Below are 18994 nucleotides of genomic sequence, written 5' to 3'. Positions count from 1 at the left end.
GCGCGCTATCCCCGCAAGCGTCCGGGCAGGGCATTGGCCCATGCGCTGATCGTACCTGCGCCGAGACAGACGACCATGTCGCCGGGACGGGCGGTCTCGCGCACCAGCCGTTCCAGATCGTCTTCACTGTCGAGGGCCACCGCGTGCCGGTGCCCGTGCCGGATGAGCCCCGCCACCAGATCGTCGCGCGAGGCCCCGGGGATCGGGTCTTCACCCGCCGCATAGACCTCGGCGATGCCGACAACGTCAGCCTCGTTGAAGCAGCCGCAGAAATCCTCGAAGAGCGAGGACAGGCGCGAATAGCGGTGCGGCTGATGCACCGCGATCACGCGGCCCGTGGTCGCCTGCCGGGCCGCGCGCAGCACGGCGGCGATCTCGACGGGATGGTGGCCGTAATCGTCGATCACGGTCACGCCGTTCACCTCGCCCACGCGGGTGAAGCGGCGGTTGACGCCGCCAAAGCTCGCGAGTGCCGCGCGGATCTCGTCGCGCTTCATGCCAAGGTGGCGTGCCACCGCGACCGCGCTCAGCGCGTTCGAGACGTTGTGATCACCGGGCATGGGCAGGGTGCACCCTTCGATCATCCGCCCTTCGGCCTGAAGCGCCACATCGAAATGTGCCACACCTTTCTCATACGCCAGGTTCACCGCGCGCACATCGGCCTGCGCGTTGAAGCCGTAGGTCAGGACGCGGCGGTCAGTGATTCGGCCAACCAGCGCCTGCACCTCGGGGTGATCCGTGCAGCAGACCGCGAGGCCATAGAACGGGATATTGCTTAAAAAATCGTGAAAGCCCTGTCGCAGCGCATCGAAATCGCCCCAATGCTCCATATGCTCGGGGTCGATATTGGTAACGATGGCGATGGTCGCGGGCAGGCGGTTGAAGGTGCCGTCGCTCTCATCGGCCTCGACCACCATCCATTCGCCCTGCCCCATCCGCGCGTTGGAGCCATAGGCATGGATGACGCCGCCATTGATCACCGTCGGGTCGATCCCGCCCTTGACCAGCAGTTCGGCCACCAGCGTCGTCGTGGTGGTCTTGCCATGCGTGCCCGCCACCGCGATGTTGGATTTGAGCCGCATGAGTTCGGCCAGCATCTCGGCGCGGCGCACCACCGGCAGGCCCTGACGGCGCGCCTCGTCAAGCTCTGTATTGCCCGGCTTGATGGCGGAGGAGATCACCACCACCTCGGCTCCATCCAGATTGTCGGGGCGTTGCCCGATAAAAATCTTCGCCCCCATGCCCTTGAGCCGCTCGGTGATCGGGGTAGACTTGAGGTCCGAGCCCTGCACCTCGTAGCCGTGGTTGATCAGCACCTCGGCGATGCCCGACATGCCGATCCCGCCGATGCCGACAAAATGGATCGGGCCGACATCGGTCGGAAGCTTGGTGGCTGCGTTCATCTGTCTTGCCCTTTACGTGCCAGTTTCTCGACCATGTCGGCCAATCGTTGCGGCGCATCCGGCAAGCCCTGCGAGAGTGCGGCATGCGCCATCATCACCGCGCCCTGCGCATCGCCAAGAACGGCAGCAATCTGCGCGGTCAGGGTGGGCGCGTCCAGCTTGCGTTCGGGGATGCGGATAGCCCCACCCGCCTCGACCAATCCACGCGCGTTGGCGCTTTGGTGGTCGGCGGCGGCGGCCGCATAGGGGATGAGGATCGCGGGCCGTCCGATGACCGAGATATCGGCAATGCTCGACGCGCCCGCCCGGCTGATCACCAGCTGCGCCTCGGACATCCGGCGCGGCACATCGCGAAAGAACGGCTGCACATCGGCGTCGATCCCCGCATCGGCGTAGAATTTGGCGACGCGGTCCATGTCCTCTTCACGGGCCTGATGGCTGACCCGGAGATTGCGCAGGATCGTCTCGGGCAGTGCGGCCACGGCCCCGGGCACCACGTCGCTGAGAATGCGCGCGCCCTGGCTGCCGCCGATCACCAAGAGCGACATCGGGTAATCGCCCGGCGGAATGTAGGGCGCGCCCGCGCGCTCCAGCACCGCGGCGCGCACCGGGTTGCCGACATGCACGCCCTCGACCCCTTCTGGCAGGTCGGTGGGCCAGGTGCCGCAGGCGACCACGTCGACACGTTCGGAAAAGATCCGGTTCACCCGGCCAAGCACGCCGTTCTGTTCATGCACCATGCGCGGGCGGCGCAGCAGATAGGCTGCCGCTAGGGCGGGAATGGTCGGATAGCCGCCGAAACCCACCACCGCTGCGGGCTTGTCGCGCCGCATCCGCAGCGTGGCCCCCAAAACGCCGCCCGCAATATGCAGCGGGGCCAGCAGCTTGTTGAAGAGCGTACCGCGCGCGAAGGTGGCGCTTGCGACTTGCTCGATCTCGACCGAATGGGGAAAGCCCCCGACGTAGCGCGCGCCGCGCGCATCCGTACTCAGCCGCACCCGCCAGCCGCGCCGCAGCATCACCTCGGCCAGCGCCTGCGCGGGGAACATGTGCCCGCCGGTGCCACCCGCCGCGATGATCAGAAGGGGTGCCGTGTCGCTCATGCCTTGCCCCTCGTGCTTACCGACGTCCGCGCAACAGATCGCCGATCTGTCCCTGTGGACGGTTGCGGGTGAAGGCCAGCAGCATGCCCACGGCGATGCCGCCCGCCACCACCGACGAGCCGCCGTAGCTGACGAACGGCAAGGTCATGCCCTTGGCGGGCAGAAGCCGCACGGCGACGCCCATATTGATCATCGCCTGCGCGCCGAAAACGGCAATGAGCCCGGTGCCTGCCAGCCGGATGAAGGGATCACGCTCGCGCATCAGCCGCACCAGCGAGCGCACGACGATGCCCGCATAAAGCGCGATGATGCACAGCACCAGCACCAGCCCGTATTCCTCGGCGGCGACCGCGATGATGAAATCGGTATGCGCGTCCGGCAGGCTCCACTTCACCTGTCCCTCGCCCACACCAACGCCAAAGAAGCCACCCTCACGGATCGCGTTGGTGGCAAAGCCAAGCTGCGTCGTGGGGTCAAGTTCGGGGCTGAGAAAGCCGTCGATACGCCGCGCGAAATGCTCGGAATTGGAATAGGCGAAACTGCCCGCCAGCACCACGCCCCCGGCCATCGCCAGAAGCAGCGTGATCGGCGCGCCGGCCACGAAATACATCACCCCCCAGCCAAAGAGCACCAGCGCCGCCTGCCCGAAATCGGGCTGCATGGCGAGAAAGGCAAGGATCACCATGGCCAGCAGGAACGACCAGCTGAGCCCGGGCGGGCCGTTGATCTGCTGGCTTGCCGCCATCATCCAGGCGGCCACGACGACAAAGGTGGGCTTGAGAAATTCCGAAGGTTGAACGCTGGCAAAACCGAGGCTGTACCAGCGCATCGCGCCCTTGCCGAAATCGGTGCCAAAGACTGGCAGGAAGATCAGCGCCACGAAGGCCGCGAGAAATCCCATGACCGCCAACCGTCGCACCATGTCTGGCCGCATCATCGAGGTCAGCACCATCGCGATCAGGGCCAGCACGCCGAAAAACGCCTGCCGCTGCACGTAATGAAACGGGGCCAGCCCGTTCTTCTCGGCCAGCGGCGGCGAGGCCGCGAGGCCCAGCAATATCCCGATTCCGAAGAGGATCAGCACGCAGGAAAACGACCACTTGTCGATCGTGCGCCACCATTTGGGAAGGATGGGCTCCGCGTCCCTTTGGGGCACTGCCCCATAGACCATTTCCGTCATCTGCCTGCCGCCTCATGCATTTTACGCCCCTTTTCGGGGTCTGATGCACAGTCTAGCGATTTTTCAGCTAAGACGCCAGAACTATCCCCCTTGCCTTTCGGCGGGTTTTCGCGTTTCAGGCGCAGCCATGACAGAGGCCTTCGATACCCTCATTCTCGGCGCGGGGGCGGCCGGGCTGATGTGCGCAGCGCAGGCCAGGCCGGGCACGCTGGTCATCGACCATGCCCGCGCGCCCGGTGAGAAGATCCGCATCTCTGGCGGCGGGCGCTGCAACTTTACCAATCTGCACGCGGGGCCCGGGAATTTCCTGTCGGCCAATCCACATTTCTGCAAATCGGCCCTGTCGCGCTACACACAATGGGATTTCATCGACCTCGTGGCGCGCCATGGCATCGCCTGGCATGAAAAGACGCTTGGCCAGCTGTTTTGCGACGACAAGGCCACGCAGATCATCGCCATGCTGGTCAAGGAGTTGCGCGGTGCGGGGGCCGATCTGTGGCTGTCGACGCGGCTGGTGGACCTTTCCCATGACGGCAGCCGCTTTCACGCCGTGCTGGAGCGTGAGGGCGCGCGCGTAACGCTCAGCCCGCGCAACCTTGTGCTCGCCACGGGGGGCAAGTCGATCCCAAAGATGGGGGCGACGGGGCTGGCTTATGACATTGCACAACGCTTTGGCCACGCGCTGACCGAGACGCGCCCGGCGCTGGTGCCCTTCACCTTTTCCGAGGCACCTTTCGCGGCGATGTCCGGCACCGCCCTGCCGGTGCGTGCTGCCTGCAACGGCACGGCCTTCGAGGAGGCCGCGCTTTTCACCCATCGGGGCCTCTCGGGCCCGGCGATCCTGCAAATCTCGTCCTTCTGGCGCGAGGGCGAGGCGATCACCCTCGATCTCGACCCCGAGGCGCAGCTTTATGAGGCGCTGCGCGCGCAACGCCAGAGCCAGGGCCGCCGCAACCTGACCACGGAACTCGGCCACCACCTGCCCGCCAAGCTGGTCGGCCATCTTGCCCCGGCACTCGGCCTTTCGGGCAATCTGGCGGATCAGTCCGACGCAAGGCTCGCCGAGATCACCGATACCTTACGCGGCTGGACGCTGAGGCCCACCGGCACCGAGGGCTATCGCACCGCCGAGGTCACGCTTGGCGGCATCGACACCGGCGGGCTGTCCTCGAAAACCATGGAATCACAGCACCTGCCGGGGCTTTATGCCATCGGCGAGGCGGTCGATGTGACCGGCTGGCTCGGCGGCTACAATTTCCAATGGGCGTGGTCGTCGGGCTGGGCCGCTGGACAGGCGATCGCGGCGCGAGGCTGAGCCGCCGGAATTGAGTATTTGGACCATAAAGAAACCCTTGATTCCCGCTTCTTCTTGGCAAAAATACTCATAGCCGATGCTCACAACCGGGCGCGCACCTGCGAGATGAAATCCTCGCCGCGTTGCTCGAAATTATCGTATTGATCGAAGCTGGCGGCGGCCGGGGCGAGAAGCACCACGTCACCCGGCGCGGCCTCGGTCAGGGCGGCCTCGACGGCGCGGGCCATGGTGGTGCAGATCTCCACCTCCACCCCCTCCAGACCAAGGGCGAATTGCGCCGCCTCGCGCCCGATGACATAGGCCTTGCGCACGTTTTGCAGGCCGGGTGCCAGCCCGGCCAGCCCGCCCTCCTTCTCCAGCCCGCCGCAGATCCAGCGGATGTTGTCGAAGGCCAGAAGCGCCTGCAGGGCGGCATCGACATTGGTGGCCTTGCTGTCATTGACGACGCGCACGCCGCCCCGCTCGGCCACGGTCTGGCTGCGATGCGGCAGGCCCGCGAAGCTGTGGAAGGCGGCCTCGATCACCCGGGGGGCGAGGCCGAGGGTGCGGCAGGCGGCGTAGGCGGCGCAGGCGTTCTGGTGGTTGTGGCGGCCCGGCAGGCCGGGCACCGCGCGCAGATCGATGGAGGCGACCTGCTTGCCCTTGCGGTATTCGCTGAGAAAGCCCTTGCGCGCGAAGACCATCCAGCCGGGGCCCGTGAGCTTGCGCTCGACCGAGACGCGGATCACCCGGTCGTCGCTCGGTGCCTCGCTCAACTGTCCCGCGAGATAGCGGCCCTCATCCTCGTCCACGCCGATCACCGCGCGGTCTGGCCCGCCCTCTGAGAACAGCCGCCGCTTGGCCGCGAAATAGCCGCCCAGACCGGCGTGCCTGTCGAGATGGTCGGGGGAGAGGTTGGTGAACACCGCCACATCCGGCGTGAGTGCGCGGGCCAGATCGGTCTGGTAACTGGAAAGCTCCAGCACCACCACGCCGCCATCGCCCGGCGGGTCGATATCAAGCACGCCGCGCCCGATATTGCCCGCGAGCTGCGCGGGCTTTCCCGCCTCGGTCAGGACATGGTGGATGAGGGCGGATGTCGTTGATTTCCCATTGCTTCCGGTCACGGCGATGACCTTGGGCGGCTGGTCGAAACTGTTCCAGTCGGGCGTGGCGAGGGAGCGGAAGAAGAGCCCGATATCGTTGTCCACCGGAACGCCCGCCTCTTGCGCCGCTGTGATCACCTTGTTGGGCGACGGGTAGAGATGCGGGATGCCGGGGCTGACGATCAGGCGCGCCACGTCATCGAAGGCGCCCGCGCGGGTGAGGTCGGTGACGGTGAGGCCTGCGGCGAGGGCGGCGTCGCGGGCGGGCGGGTTGTCGTCCCAGGCCAGCACCTCGGCCCCGCCTGCACTGAGCGCACGCGCCGCCGAGAGGCCCGAGCGCCCCAGTCCCAGCACCGCCACGCGCTGTCCGGCCATTCCCTGCACCTTGATCATCGTGCCGTTTCCTTCCCGCCGTTTTCGCCGCGCGAGAGTGCCCCGGCGCGGCGGCGCGCGCAAGCGGGTTAACGAATGGTTGCGGGCGGCGTGCGGGTGGAGGGGTGCGAGGGCCCGAATCGCCAGGTTAACAAGGGGGATGGGGCGGTTTCGGGCTGTCTGTATCGCGTCGGTATTGCATCGGTATCGCGACGGTGGCGATGTGGGGGTCGGGCGGGGTTAACGGGGCGTGCGAGGGTCGGTGGAACATGGGCGTCATCGCCCGGTTTAACCGGGCGATCTGCTGGCAGGGAGATCCTCGGGTCAGGCCCGAGGATGACGGGTACGGGGGACTGGGGACGGAGACCGGGTTGTGCGGGTGTTTTTTGACGCGGGGCCAGGGTTGGTTTGGAGCGGACATAGCACTCCGCCAGAAGGTGCCGCGTGATCGCAGGGCCGGGGACTGGCGATGCAACGGTCGTGGCGGGTACTTTATGTCAGCCAAGTCATCGAAGTATCGACACGTGGCGCAACCCCTCAAATCGCCAGGCCGCGGGACGGCCAGGCGATCGCGCGGCACCTTCGGTGCGTTTCGCGCGGCTGGCTCTTATGTCCACTCAAGGTCAAAACCGCGCCCCTAGCGCAATTTCAGCGTTGCCAGCCCAATCATCGCGAGGATCAGCGCGATGATCCAGAAGCGGATGACGATCTGGGGTTCGGCCCAGCCCTTTTTCTCGTAGTGGTGATGGATCGGGGCCATGAGGAAGACGCGCTTGCCGGTGCGTTTGAAATAGATCACCTGCACGATCACCGAGAGCGCCTCGGCCACGAAGAGGCCGCCGACGATGCCCAGAACCAGTTCGTGCTTGGTGGCCACGGCAATCGCGCCCAATGCGCCGCCGAGGGCCAGCGAGCCGGTGTCGCCCATGAAGACCGCCGCCGGGGGCGCGTTGTACCACAGGAAACCGAGACCGCCGCCCACGAGGCCTGCCACGAAGATCAGGATCTCGCCGGTGCCGGGCACGTAATGCAGGCCGAGATATTCGGTGAAGTCGGTCCGCCCCACCGTGTAGGCGATGATGCCGAGCGCGCCCGAGGCAATCATCACCGGCATGATCGCCAGCCCGTCGAGCCCGTCGGTGAGGTTGACCGCATTGGCGGCACCGACCACGACGATCATCGCGAAGGGGATGAAGAGGAAGCCGAGGTTGACCAGCACGTCCTTGAAGACCGGCAGCGCCAGTTGGAACTGTAACTCCGCCGGGTGGTGCCAGCTGGCCCAGCCCGCCGCGATCAGCGCGATGAGAAAGCCAAGCGCAAGGCGCACGCGGCCGGGCACGCCCTTGTGATTGCCCTTGGAGACCTTGGCGTAGTCATCGGCAAAGCCGATCAGGCCAAAGGCGAGCGTGACGAACAGCACCAGCCAGACGTAAGGATTGTCGAGCCGCGCCCAAAGCAGCGTCGAGGTGAGCAGCGCGCCCACGATCAAGAGCCCGCCCATGGTGGGGGTGCCGGCCTTGGCCAGGTGCGATTCCGGCCCGTCGCTGCGAATGGGCTGGCCCTTGCCCTGACGGCGGCGCAGCGACAGGATCAGCGGCGGGCCGAAGAGGAAGCCGAAGATGAGCGCGGTCATGAAGGCGCCGCCCGCGCGGAAGGTGATGTAGCGAAAGAGGTTGAAGAAATCCCCCCCGTCCGACCAGATCGTCAGCCAATAGAGCATTACGCCACGTCCTCTTCCATCTTGCGCCCTGCCCGCCGCAACGCGGCGACGACCAAGCTTACCCGGCTCCCCTTGGAGCCCTTTACCAGAACCACATCGCCCGCATCGACCAGCCGGTGCGCCTCTTGCGCCAGATCCTCGGCGCGGGTGACGCGGCGACCGCGCTTTTCCCATGGCAGCGCATCCCATAGCGCGCGCATGCGCGGGCCCACGCAATGCACCTCGTGCACCGCCTGCATCGCGGACAGATCGGCAAGGGCGGCGTGCAGCGCGCGTTCAGTCTCGCCGAGTTCCAGCATGTCACCGAGGATGGCGATCCGGCGGCCACGGGCGACGCGGCCGACATCGTCGCGCGGATGGCTGACCGCCAGCACATCAAGCGCCGCCTCCATCGAGGCGGGGTTGGCGTTGAAGGCGTCGTCGATCAGGTCGATGCTCATCCCGTCTTCGGCGGTGTCGAGCACCAGCCGCTCGCGTGTGCCGCGCCCGGCGGGCGGCGACCATGTCGCAAGATCGGCCATCGCCACGGCCCGGTCGAGCCCCAGCACCCGCACCACCGCCAGCACCGCGAGCGCGCCGAGCGCGAAATGCCGCCCCGGCACCGCGATCTTGTAGACAAGTGGCGTGCGCCAGGCGCGGGCGCGGGCGACGGTCGAATTCTCATGCAGATCGACCGACAGCAGGCGATGATGCGCGGTGCGTGACCAGCCGAAGGAGAGGACGCGCCCGGCATGCCGCGCCGCCACGTCTCGCAGGATCGGGGCGGTCGCGACATCGGCGTTGAGGATCGCCACGCCGTCCGGCTCCAGCCCTTCGAAGATGCTAGCCTTTTCATGGGCGATGCCGTCGATATTCTCGAACGCCTCAAGGTGCGCGGGGGCGACGGTGGTAATGAGCGCCACATGCGGGCGGGCCATCCGCGCGAGCGGCGCGATTTCGCCGGGGTGGTTCATGCCGATCTCGATCACGGCAAAGTCGGTGTCCGCGGGCATCCGCGCCAGCGTGAGCGGCACGCCCCAGTGGTTGTTGTAGCTGGCCTCGGCGGCGTGCACGCGGCCCTGGGCACCCAGAACGTCGCGCAGCATCTCCTTGGTCGAGGTCTTGCCGACCGAGCCGGTGACGGCGATGACGCGGCCCTGCAAGCGGGCGCGGCCAGCGCGGCCAAGCGCCTCGAGCGCGGCCTGCACATCCTTGACGATGAGGAGCGGGGCATCCTTGGCCACGCCCTTGGGGATATGGCTGACGAGAGCCGCCGCCGCGCCTTTTTCAAGCGCCTGTGCGACGAAATCATGGCCGTCGCGCACATCCCTGAGTGCCACGAAAAGATCGCCGGGCTGCAATGTGCGGGTGTCGATGGAGACGCCGCTCGCGGTCCAAACGCCGGTTACGCGCCCGCCGGTCGCCTCTGCCGCCTCTTGTGCCGTCCAGAGCGTCATACCCGCCCCCTGTCGAGCACGGAGACCGCAAGGCTGGCCTGTTCGGCATCGTCGAAGGGCAGCACGTCGTCGCCGACGATCTGGCCGGTCTCGTGGCCCTTGCCGCAGATCAGCAGCGCGTCGCCGGGGCCGAGTGCGTCGACCGCGCGCAGGATCGCCTCGGCGCGGTCGCCCACCTCTTGCGCGCCGGGGCAGCCCTGCAACACGGCCTGCCGGATGCTGGCCGGATCCTCGGAGCGGGGGTTGTCATCGGTCACGATCACGCGGTCGGCGAATTCGGTCGCCGCCTGCCCCATCAGGGGCCGCTTGCCCCGGTCGCGGTCGCCGCCCGCGCCGACGATGGCATAGAGCCGGCCCATGACATGCGGGCGCATCGCCTTGAGGGCGGTGGCCACGGCGTCGGGCGTGTGCGCGTAGTCGACGAAGACCGCCGCGCCGTTTTCGCGGGTGGCGGCAAGCTGCATGCGGCCGCGCACGGTGCGCATTTCGGGCAGCGTGGCAAAGACGCGCTCGGGGTCCTCGCCGGTGCCGATCACGAGGCCCGCCGCGAGCAGGACGTTCTCCGCCTGAAACCCGCCGATCAGGTCGAGCCGCACCTGATGAGTGCTGTCCTCCCAGTCGAAACGGAGCACCTGCCCGGTCGCATCGAAGCGCTGTGCGACCAGATGCAGATCGGCACCGGGTCTGCGCCCGACGGTGATCAGGTCCTGCCCGCGCTCGGTGGCGATCTCGGCCATGCCGGTGCCGCGCGGGTCGTCGATATTGATGACCGCGACGCCATCCTCGGAGAGGACGCGGGAGAAGAGCCCGGCCTTGGCATCGAAATACTCATCGAAATCGGCGTGATAATCGAGATGGTCCTGTGTGATGTTGGTGAAGCCCGCCGCCGCGAGGCGCACCCCGTCGAGCCGTTTCTGCGCCAGCCCGTGCGAGGACGCCTCCATCGCGGCGTGATCGACACCGGCCTCGGCGCAGTCGGCGAGCAGCCGGTGCAGGGTAATCGGCTCGGGCGTGGTGTGGGTCATCGGCAGGCTGAGCGCACCCTCGACGCCGGTGGTGCCGAGATTGACCGCGTCGAGCCCCATCAGTTCCCAGATCTGGCGGGTGAAACTGGCCACGGAGGTCTTGCCGTTGGTGCCGGTGACGGCGACCATCACCTCGGGCTGTGCGCCGAACCAGAGGGCGGCGGCGAAGGCGAGGGTCTGGCGCGGATCTTCGGCGATGACAAGGGCCGCGTCGCTGCCAGCCAGGGCCTCATGCGCGTGACGCGCGCCCTGGGCATCGGTCAGGATCGCCGCCGCCCCCTGCGCGAGGGCCGTTTCGATATAGGCCGCGCCATGCACCTTGACCCCCGGCAGCGCAGCGAAGAGCATGCCCTTGCGCACCGCGCGGCTGTCCACCGACAACCCCGTGACCTGCGCGTTGCGGCCCGCCATGGCGGTCAGGCCAAGCTCTGCCAATGATCTGATCTGCCCCGCCACGTGATGTGCCCCGCCTTGCCGCGATTAGTTGGATGCCCGCCTTATAGCAGCAAGGTCTGCGGGTTCAATCTCGGGTCGCAACCCCATGAGCGGAGCGACGCGACGGATGATTTCGGCGGCAACCGGCACGGCGGTCCAGCCAGCGGTGCGGCGCGGCTCGTCGCCCGAGGTCTCGACCGGCTCGTCGAGGGTGACGACAAGCACGTATTTCGGATCATGCGCGGGAAAGATGCTGGCGAAGGTGGCGATCACCTTGTCGTCGTAATAGCCGCCGCCGCGCGCCTTGGGCTTGTCGGCGGTGCCGGTCTTGCCGCCGACCGCATAGCCTTCGACCTCGCCGAAACTGGCGGTGCCCTCGCTGACCACCTTGCGCATCATGTGGCGCATGGCATCTGCCGTGGTTTCGGAGATGACGCGCGCGCCGGGGGCGCGGGCCGCGTCATGCAGAAGGGTCGGTGTCACGAGCCGCCCGCCATTGGCGATGGTCGCATAGGCGGCGGCGAGGTGCATCGGGCTGGTCGAGAGACCGTGGCCGTAGGAGATCGTCATGGTCGACAGTTCCGACCAGTTCTTGGGCAGGAGCGGCTTGCTGCCCGAGGCCTCGGTGATCTCCAGCGGCGAGGCCTGCATGAAGCCGAGGCTGTCAAGGAAGGCGCGCTGCCGGTCCGCGCCGATATCCATCGCGATGCGGGCGGTGCCGACGTTGGAGGATTTGACGATCACCTTGGTGACGCTCAGTTCCGGGCCGTAATTGCGGAAGTCGCGGATGCGGAACTTGCCCCATTGCATCGGACTTTTGGTGTTGATCATCGTGTCGGGATTCACCAGCCCCAGTTCCAGCGCCTGCGCGACGGAAAACACCTTGAAGACCGAACCCAGCTCATACACCCCCTGCACCGCGCGGTTGAAGAGCGGGCTGTCATCGGGGTTGCCCTCGGTCGGGGCGGCGGGGCGGTCGTTGGGGTCGAAATCCGGCAGCGAGGCGACGGCCACGACCTCGCCGGTGTCGACCTCCATCAGGATGCCCGCCGCGCCCTTGGCGTTCATGATCTTCATGCCGCCATGCAAGACCCGCTCCATCGCGGCCTGCACGCTGAGATCGAGCGAGAGGGTGAGCGGCTGATGCGCCCGGGCGGGATCACGCAGGCGCTCGTCGAAATACTTCTCGATGCCGGCGACGCCGACCACCTCTGCGGCATGCACGCCTTCGCGGCCGAAGCTGGCCCCGCCCAGCACATGTGCCGCGATCCGGCCATTGGGATAGAGCCGCATCTCGCGCGGGCCGAAGAGCAAGCCCGGCTCGCCGATATCATGCACGGCCTGCTGTTGCTCGGGGCTGATTTTCTTCTTGATCCAGAGGAACTTGCGGGTGCCGGTGAAATCGCGGATCAGGCGGGCGCGGTCGAGATCGGGGAAGATTTCCACCAGCTTGTCGGCGGCATGTTCGGGGTCGATCATATCCTCGGGCTGGGCATAGAGGCTGTGGGTGTCGAAATTGGTGGCCAGTATCCGGCCTTCGCGATCGACGATATCGGCGCGCTGCGCGAGGATCGACGCGCCTGCGACGCTGGTGCGCGGCTCGCCCGGCTCGGATTGCGCCAGCACCGCCATGCGCCCGCCCACGAGGCTGAAGGCGCAGAAGAAGAACACCGCCAGCACCAAGAGCCGCCCCTCGGCGCGGCGGCGGGCGCGGTCGCGCATTTCCTCGTGGCGCAGGCGGATGTTCTCGCGCTCGATGGCGTCGGGGTTCTCGCCACGGCTGCGGGCCTCGAGGATGCGGGCGAGCGGACGCAGGGGCGTGCGGATCATGGCTGTTGCTCCGGGTTCGAGACGTCAACGGGGTTGGTGATCGGCAATTCGGGCGGCGCGGGGAAGGCAACCTGATCAATCCGCCCGAACTGGTAGGGCTGGAGCGGCAGGAGGCCGAGCTTGTCGTAGTTCAGCTCGACCAGATCCATCAGCCGGTCGGGGCGGTTGAGATAGGCCCATTCGGCGTTGAGCACGCGCAGCCGGGCGCGCGCGTCGCCGATGGCGTGCTGGAGGCGCTGCGCCTCGGCCTGCGCCTCTTGTGTGCGGTAATTCTCGCGGTAGGCCCAGAAGGCGAGGCCGATCACGGCAAGGGCGGTCAGAACATAAAGCAGGCTGCGCATCATTTGCCCCCCTTGAGCATCGGCATGCCGATGGCGCTGCGGTCGACATGGCCCGCCGGGGCCTCGGTGCGGGTTGCGACGCGCAGCTTGGCGCTGCGTGCGCGCGGGTTTTCATCGAGTTCCTGCGCGTCGGGGCCGATGGCCTTGCGCGACTTGAGGGTGAATTGCGGGTCGGGCTGTTCGATCTTGGGGGCGTGGCGGCTGCCGCCGCCGGTGGCGCCTGCGCGGATCTGCAAGAAACGTTTGACCATCCGGTCCTCGATGGAATGGAAGGTCACGACCGCCAGTTGTCCTCCGGGTTTCAGGGCGCGCTCTGCGGCCTCCAGCCCCTCGATCAGCGCGCCGTATTCGTCGTTGACCGCGATGCGGATCGCCTGAAAGGTGCGGGTCGCGGGGTGGGTCTGGCCGGGCTTGGGGCGCGGCAGGCAGCGCTCGACGATCCCGGCGAGTTGCAGCGTGGTCTCGATGGGGGCGTCCTCGCGGACCCGGACGATGGATTTGGCGATGCGGCGGCTGGCGCGCTCCTCGCCGTAGAGAAAGATGATATTGGCAAGCTCAGCCTCGGGGGTCTCGTTGACCAGATCGGCGGCGGTGGGGCCGGACTGACTCATCCGCATGTCGAGCGGGCCGTCGTTTCGGAAGGAAAAGCCGCGTGCGGCCTCGTCAAGCTGCATCGAGGAGACGCCGAGATCGAGCACGACGCCGTCGAGATCACTGGCGTAGTCGTCCATCTGCGCGAAATTGCCCTGCACGAGGCGCAGCCGGTCGCCGTAGTCCGCGCCCCAGTCGCGCGCGAGATCGAGCGCCAGCGGGTCGCGGTCGACGCCGATGACCTGGGCCGCCCCGGCGTCCAGCAGCCCGCGCGCATAGCCGCCCGCGCCGAGCGTGCCATCAAGCCAGGTGCCGGTGACGGGGGCCACGGCCGCCAGAAGCGGGCGCAGCAGGACCGGGATATGCGGGGCGTCGGGGGATGTGGCGGCGGCAGCGGCCATGGTTCACGCCCCGTCCGGTGTATCGAGCAGGATGAGCGGGTCGAAATCCTCGGGGAAGTCGTCGAGCCATTCTTCGGTCTTGGCCAGTTCCTCGGACTCGTAGGTCTCGGGCTTCCAGATCTGGAAGGTGTCGCCGGCGGCGATGAAGAACGCCTCGCCTTCGAGGTCGATCTTGCGGCGCAGCTTGGCGGGCAGCACCAGCCGCCCGGTCTCGTCCACCGAGGTGGGAAAGCTCTGGCCGTGAAAGAGCCGCTGGAGATGCTTGCGCGCCTGCGAGCCGCGCGGCAGGGCGGCGATCTTGTCGTCCACCTCCTGCATTGCCTCGACGGTGTAGCATTCGAGGAAATTGCGGCGGTGATCGCCGTAGACGATGATGAGTTCTGGGCTGAGGCCGTCGGTCCAGTTCGGGTCTGAGGCCTCGATCACACGGCGATAAAGAGCCGGGATCGACACCCTGCCCTTTCCATCCACCTTGTGGAGACTCTCGCCTCTGAATATCCGGCCCACTGTCCCGTTGGTCCCTTGTTACGCCCCCGGCTGAAAACCTGCCCCCTGAGACACGAAACGGCGGGTTGATCTGCTGCCACTGATCAACCCGCCGCCCTCGTCCCGCTTGAGCGGGGTGTCCGACTGCGCGCGCCACCTGGGGGGATGTCTGCTCGCTCGCGCGCCGGATCTCTTTGTTCGATGAAAGCGGGTGCCTGTATGAAACCTGACTTGGGAGTTTTTGGGGTCTTGCTGCCCCTCTGTGTTCCCGTCTTCATCGTGGTTTATTGATACTATGGGAAATCGTCCCATGGCAACTTTTTTTTGCACTTACAGGCACAGGATGTTGCTTTAGAGGCCACTTGAAAACAACATAATGTGCCAAATTCACGCTTGGCGGTGGCTTATATAGTTAGGTACGTCGGATAGGGCACCATATATACGCATCTTACCTGTTTCCTATTATTTCCCATGATTTCCAAATTTTTATGGAAGTTTGCGCTCTAATCTCGGGATTACAGGCTCGGACGACGCAAATCAACGGGCTTTTGGCGCGCAGGAAGACGGTGATTCACGTCGGATTGATTCGATTTTCGCGTCGAGTCATCACCGTGGGGCAAGTTCGGCCCATGAATTCCCATGTTTCCCGAACAGTCCCACCCAATCCCGCCAGAACGACGAAACCCCGCCCTTTCGGGACGGGGTTTTGCAATGCTCAAATTGAAGGTCCCCGCACCGGGGGCGGTGATCAGCTGACCAGACGGCGCAGCGCGGGCAGGCGTTGCAGCACCAGTACATCGAGCGCCAGCACGGTGATCAGCGTCAGCCCGGCCAGGGGGAAGGCCAGCGAGACCGCCAGCCCGACCAGCACCGCGCCCTGCCACATCGGCATGTCACGCGGCAAGGGCGGCGCGGCGAGACGCCCGGCCATGCCCGCCGGGCGGCGCTTCCACCACATCACCACGGAACTGACGCAGAGAAACAGCACCGAGAGGCAAAAGACGGTGTTGGCCAGAACGCTCCAAAGCCCCAGCGTGCCCATGTGCAGCGCGATGCCCACCGCCATCGCCTTGCCCGCCAGCGAATAGTCGGCGTAGCGCACATCGGCGAGGATGTTGCCGGTATACTGGTCGACATGCACGGTCCGGTCGCTGGTGGGGTCGGTGTCATCGGTGTTCATCGAGTCGCGGTTGATGGTCCAGACGCCCGCCTCGCCGTTCGGCAGGTTGAGCTGGTAGCGGGCGTCAAAGCCGATCTCGCGCGCGAGCGCGTCGAGCGTGTCGATATCCACTGCCCTGCCGCCCTCGGCATCGACGCCTGCATGGCCTGCACGGCTGCCCGAGGCAGGCATCGGTGTCTGTTCGAGTGCCCAGGGCACCTCCTTGCGGTCGTGATTCATGCTGGCGTGAATATCGTCCGAGAGCGGCACGTTATCCCATTTCTCAGCCGGAAACTGGCTCCATGCCTGGACCATCTTCTCGCCCCAGATGCCCGCCCAGGCGAGGCCGGAGACGAGGAAGAACGCCAGTACGATGGAAATCCAGAAGCCCAGCACGCCATGCAGCGAGCGCCAGAGCGCGCGGCCGCGGCCAAAGCTGGGGATCAATGCGGCGCGCCATCCGGCCTCGCGCGGCCACCACATGTAAAGGCCGGTGGCGATCAGCACCATGCCGAGCGAGGCCGCAATTTCAAGCATCCGGTCGCCGGTCACGCCCAGCATCAGGTTGCTGTGGATGCCATCGGCGAAATCGTACCAACCGGAGCGGCGCGGGAAGATCTCCAGCACCTCAGCCCTGTAGGGATCGACGACGACCATGTTGGCCTCGCCGTCGAGATCGACGCGGAAAATCGCCGCGAGATCATCGCGGCGCGGGGCCACGTATTGCTTGAGGGTGCCGCCGGGGATGGCGGCGGTGGCCGCCTGGGCCTGCTCGGAGACGGCGAGCGCCGCCTCTTGCGGGATCACCGGCGTGCGCTCGCCGTCGCGCCCATCGACCCAGGAAATCCACAGCATCAGCATGCCGGTGACGGCGAGGATGCAGAAAAACGGGATCACGAAGAGGCCGGCATAGAAATGCCAGCGCCAGGCGGCGAAATAGAACGGGTTTGCCCCGCTGCGCGGCTGCGCGGGGGCGTGGGTCGGCTCGATCGACGTCATGGAAAGGCTCCATCAGAGACCCCGGATGCCGGGGGGAAACGGGTAAAAGAGACGAATTTTAAGGAAATCAGGCGCGCGGCGGGGCGCGCGGATTGGGCCGGGCATGGGCAAAGGCCCGTGTCAGATGCCATTCCGGGGCGTGCTTGATCCGCGCCTCACGCGGAGCGCTCCATGCCTCGGGCAGAGCCGCCTGCCCTGGCAGCAGTACCGAGGCCGCGAGGCGGCAGGCCTCGCATCCGGTGGCGGCGTTGTCGTGCCCCGCGCCGCCGTCATGGGCATCGTGCGCGCAGAGGTCATCGGCGCTGCCGCCCGCCGCGAGATAGGCGAGGTAATCGGGATTGACGCTGCGCCCTGTCTCCCCGGTCAGATCGCGATGGGCAAAACCCACCGCCGCCATCGCCACGCTCAGGGCGATAACCAAAATCAATCTTGAAAAAAGACCGAATGAAACGCGCGTCATGCGCGGCACTCTGCCACAGGTCCGGGCATTGCGCCAGTTCTCAATGCGGAGGCAGGCTCAGTCCCCGAGCCATTTGTACATGATGCGCGCATCGACAAGGCCCGCGACAGGATGCCGAAAGGCGCGCGGCAGGCGGCCCACGGTCTCAAAGCCCAGATCCTCCCAAAGGGCGATGGCCCTCGTATTGGTCTCGACCACGAAATTGAACTGCATCGCGAGATAGCCCATGGCGCGGGCCTCGTCCTGCGCGTGCAGGCACATCGCCCGGGCAAGGCCCTGCCCGCGCGCCGCCTCGGCCACCATGAAGCCCGCGTTGCAGACATGCGCGCCGCCGCCGGGCTGATTGGTCTTGATGTAATAGGTGCCCAGGACCTCGCCCGCGATCTCGGCCACATAGGTGGCGCGCGGGGTCTGCATCCACATCTCGCGCACCGCCTCGCGGGTCAGGCCCGGCTCTATCGTGTAGGTCTCGCCTGCCTTGATGACGCCGCGCAGGATCGGCCAGAGGGCGTTGAAATCGCCCTCGCGCGCGTACCTTATGGTGATGCCCTGATCGCTGTCCATATCGCCGCCCCCCCCCCGCTCAAGCCATGGCTAGCGGGGGGCGCGGGGTTTGACAAGGCTCAGGTGTTGACGTCCACGACGACGCGGCCCTTGACCTGACCTTTGAGGATGTCGCGGCCAAGCTCGGGCAGATCGCCGAGGCAGGCGGGCTGCACCATCGCCTCGAGCTTGTCCATCGGCAGATCGCGAGCGATGCGGTCCCAGGCGCGGGTGCGGTTCTCGTAGGGCTGCATGACGCTGTCGATGCCCAGCAGGTTGACGCCGCGCAGGATGAAGGGGGTGATCAGCGCGCCTTCGATGGCCGGTCCCCCTGCCAGCCCGATGGCGGCGACCGAGGTGCCGTATTTCATCTGCTTGAGCACCCGGCCCAGCATCGCGCCCGCCACCGCATCGACGCAGCCTGACCATTGCTCGGCCTCGAGCGGCTTCTTCGTCACCTCGGTCAGCTCATCACGCGCGACGATCTGGCCAGCGCCGAGGCCGCGCAGATAGTCCTCCTGATCGGGGCGACCGGTGACGGCGGCGACCTCATGGCCGAGATTGGCAAGGATCGCGGTCGCGACCGAGCCGACACCGCCCGCCGCCCCGGTGACCAGCACCGGCCCGTGCCCCGGTGCAAGCCCATGATCCTCCAGCGCCATCACCGCCAGCATGGCGGTGAACCCCGCCGTGCCCACGGCCATCGCTTGCCGCGTGTCCAGCCCCTCGGGCAGCGGCACCAGCCAGTCGGCCTTGACCCGCGCCTTCTGCGCGTAGCCGCCCCAATGCGCCTCGCCGACGCGCCAGCCGGTGAGCACGACCTTGTCACCCGGTTTGTAACGGTCGTCGCTGCTCTCCTCGACGGTCCCGGCAAAGTCGATGCCGGGCACATGCGGATAGTTGCGCACCAGCCCGCCGCCGGGCCCGACGCAGAGCCCGTCCTTGTAATTCACCGTGGAATACTCGACCGCGACCAGCACCTCCGCCTCCGGCAGGTCATCGACCGTGATCTGCTTGACCGCGGCGGAGGTCTTGCCGCTCTCTTCGTCCTTCTCGACGACCAACGCGTTGAACATGTCGCTCTCCTTTTCCATCGCAGGGCCAGCCCCC

Annotated in this window: 16 protein-coding genes; 1 reads left to right on the top strand and 15 read right to left on the bottom strand. The window is 66.8% G+C overall.

The window, feature by feature from the left end:
• Window positions 1-5 precede the first annotated feature (5 nt).
• Genes murC through ftsW form a run of 3 tightly spaced genes read right to left on the bottom strand, consistent with a single transcriptional unit; the run spans window position 6 to window position 3686 of the window.
• Window positions 6-1403, bottom strand: a complete 1398-nt coding sequence (gene murC, locus RID11_RS04540; RefSeq protein ID WP_350136248.1) for a UDP-N-acetylmuramate--L-alanine ligase — start codon at window positions 1401-1403, stop codon at window positions 6-8.
• Entirely contained in the window at window positions 1400-2506 is a 1107-nt protein-coding gene (locus RID11_RS04535) for a UDP-N-acetylglucosamine--N-acetylmuramyl-(pentapeptide) pyrophosphoryl-undecaprenol N-acetylglucosamine transferase (RefSeq protein ID WP_350136247.1), read from the bottom strand. Before RID11_RS04535 ends, murC begins: the two co-directional genes overlap by 4 nt.
• A 16-nt stretch (window positions 2507-2522) precedes the next feature.
• The gene (ftsW, locus tag RID11_RS04530; protein ID WP_350136246.1) at window positions 2523-3686 is read right to left on the bottom strand and encodes a putative lipid II flippase FtsW; all 1164 of its coding nucleotides are present in this window, start codon (window positions 3684-3686) and stop codon (window positions 2523-2525) included.
• A gap of 127 nt (window positions 3687-3813) precedes the next feature.
• Between ftsW and RID11_RS04525 the strand changes: the two genes are divergently transcribed.
• On the top strand, window positions 3814-5001 hold the full coding sequence (locus tag RID11_RS04525; RefSeq protein ID WP_350136245.1) for a BaiN/RdsA family NAD(P)/FAD-dependent oxidoreductase: 1188 nt from the start codon (window positions 3814-3816) through the stop codon (window positions 4999-5001).
• Between the two features lie 80 nt (window positions 5002-5081).
• On the opposite strand, the gene murD is transcribed toward RID11_RS04525, so the two are convergent.
• The 12 genes from murD to acuI all read right to left on the bottom strand — a co-directional run bounded on the left by murD (window position 5082) and on the right by acuI (window position 18960).
• Window positions 5082-6479, bottom strand: coding sequence for a UDP-N-acetylmuramoyl-L-alanine--D-glutamate ligase (murD, locus tag RID11_RS04520; protein WP_350136244.1), 1398 nt, complete (start codon window positions 6477-6479; stop codon window positions 5082-5084).
• 616 nt (window positions 6480-7095) lie between these two features.
• The gene (gene mraY / locus RID11_RS04515) at window positions 7096-8178 is read right to left on the bottom strand and encodes a phospho-N-acetylmuramoyl-pentapeptide-transferase (RefSeq protein ID WP_350136243.1); all 1083 of its coding nucleotides are present in this window, start codon (window positions 8176-8178) and stop codon (window positions 7096-7098) included.
• Window positions 8178-9614, bottom strand: a complete 1437-nt coding sequence (locus tag RID11_RS04510; RefSeq protein WP_350136242.1) for a UDP-N-acetylmuramoyl-tripeptide--D-alanyl-D-alanine ligase — start codon at window positions 9612-9614, stop codon at window positions 8178-8180. The genes mraY and RID11_RS04510 overlap by 1 nt, the downstream gene beginning before the upstream one ends.
• A complete protein-coding gene (locus RID11_RS04505) occupies window positions 9611-11095 on the bottom strand; it encodes a UDP-N-acetylmuramoyl-L-alanyl-D-glutamate--2,6-diaminopimelate ligase (protein ID WP_350136241.1) in 1485 nt (494 codons plus the stop codon). The genes RID11_RS04510 and RID11_RS04505 overlap by 4 nt, the downstream gene beginning before the upstream one ends.
• A gap of 24 nt (window positions 11096-11119) precedes the next feature.
• Complete coding sequence (locus RID11_RS04500) at window positions 11120-12904, bottom strand: peptidoglycan D,D-transpeptidase FtsI family protein (protein ID WP_350136240.1); 1785 nt, start codon at window positions 12902-12904, stop codon at window positions 11120-11122.
• Window positions 12901-13245: a cell division protein FtsL gene (gene ftsL / locus RID11_RS04495; protein WP_350136239.1), complete on the bottom strand. Its 345-nt coding sequence runs from the start codon at window positions 13243-13245 to the stop codon at window positions 12901-12903. The genes RID11_RS04500 and ftsL overlap by 4 nt, the downstream gene beginning before the upstream one ends.
• A complete protein-coding gene (gene rsmH, locus RID11_RS04490; protein WP_350136238.1) occupies window positions 13245-14237 on the bottom strand; it encodes a 16S rRNA (cytosine(1402)-N(4))-methyltransferase RsmH in 993 nt (330 codons plus the stop codon). The genes ftsL and rsmH overlap by 1 nt, the downstream gene beginning before the upstream one ends.
• Window positions 14238-14240: 3 nt before the next feature.
• A complete protein-coding gene (mraZ, locus tag RID11_RS04485; RefSeq protein WP_074787704.1) occupies window positions 14241-14744 on the bottom strand; it encodes a division/cell wall cluster transcriptional repressor MraZ in 504 nt (167 codons plus the stop codon).
• Between the two features lie 727 nt (window positions 14745-15471).
• Window positions 15472-16881, bottom strand: coding sequence for a PepSY-associated TM helix domain-containing protein (locus RID11_RS04480; protein WP_350136237.1), 1410 nt, complete (start codon window positions 16879-16881; stop codon window positions 15472-15474).
• 67 nt (window positions 16882-16948) lie between these two features.
• Window positions 16949-17308: a DUF2946 family protein gene (locus tag RID11_RS04475; RefSeq protein WP_350136236.1), complete on the bottom strand. Its 360-nt coding sequence runs from the start codon at window positions 17306-17308 to the stop codon at window positions 16949-16951.
• Window positions 17309-17398: 90 nt separating this feature from the next.
• On the bottom strand, window positions 17399-17905 hold the full coding sequence (locus tag RID11_RS04470) for a GNAT family N-acetyltransferase (RefSeq protein WP_350136235.1): 507 nt from the start codon (window positions 17903-17905) through the stop codon (window positions 17399-17401).
• A 59-nt stretch (window positions 17906-17964) separates the two neighbouring features.
• Window positions 17965-18960, bottom strand: coding sequence for an acryloyl-CoA reductase (gene acuI / locus RID11_RS04465; RefSeq protein ID WP_350136234.1), 996 nt, complete (start codon window positions 18958-18960; stop codon window positions 17965-17967).
• Between the last annotated feature and the right edge of the window lie 34 nt (window positions 18961-18994).

Origin of the sequence: Roseovarius sp., assembly GCF_040219995.1 — a bacterium.
Lineage (GTDB): Bacteria > Pseudomonadota > Alphaproteobacteria > Rhodobacterales > Rhodobacteraceae > Roseovarius.
This window is presented reverse-complemented; position numbering and strand designations above follow the sequence as displayed.